1 protein-coding gene is annotated in these 610 nt (G+C 42.3%); it reads left to right on the top strand.

Translation table 11 applies throughout. The annotated features are described in order from the left end of the window. On the top strand, positions 1-527 hold a 527-nt coding region (locus DW650_RS19410), incomplete at its 5' end, for a group II intron maturase-specific domain-containing protein (RefSeq protein WP_279217108.1). Positions 528-610: the final 83 nt, after the last annotated feature.

The following is a 610-nucleotide window of genomic DNA, read 5'->3' as shown; positions in this document are numbered from 1 at the left end:
TAGGACTCAAAGTTAACATGACCAAGAGCAAAGTAGATAGACCAAGAGGATTGAAATATCTGGGTTTCGGATTCTACTTTGATTCAAGAGCACACCAATTTAAGGCAAAACCACATGCAAAATCAGTAGCAAAGTTCAAGAGGCGAATGAAAGAACTCACTTGTCGTAGCTGGGGCGTTAGTAACAGCTATAAGGTTGAGAAACTTAATCAGCTTATCAGAGGGTGGATTAACTACTTTAAAATAGGTAGTATGAAGGTGTTATGTGCCACGCTCGACCAAAGCATAAGATTTCGATTGCGCATGTGTATATGGAAACATTGGAAAACTCCACAGAATCGCGCGAAGAACTTAATAAAGCTAGGGGTATATAAGAAACTAGCGTACTCAACGGCTTATAATGGTGCGAGAATCGCACACTGCTGTCAAGGCGGTGCCATGAATGTAGCCGTTACAAAAGAAAGACTAACCCGTTTTGGATTAATCTCAATGTTAGATTACTACACCGAAAGGTGTGTTACTTGTTAAGTTGACTGAACCGCCGTGTACCGAACGGTACGCACGGTGGTGTGAGAGGTCGGGAAATCACTCAGATTTCCCTCCTACTCGAT

This window comes from Roseburia sp. AM23-20 (assembly GCF_003470905.1).
GTDB lineage: Bacteria > Bacillota > Clostridia > Lachnospirales > Lachnospiraceae > Roseburia > Roseburia rectibacter.
The sequence above is the reverse complement of the archived record's forward strand: the minus strand, read 5'-3'. Positions and strand labels throughout refer to the sequence as shown.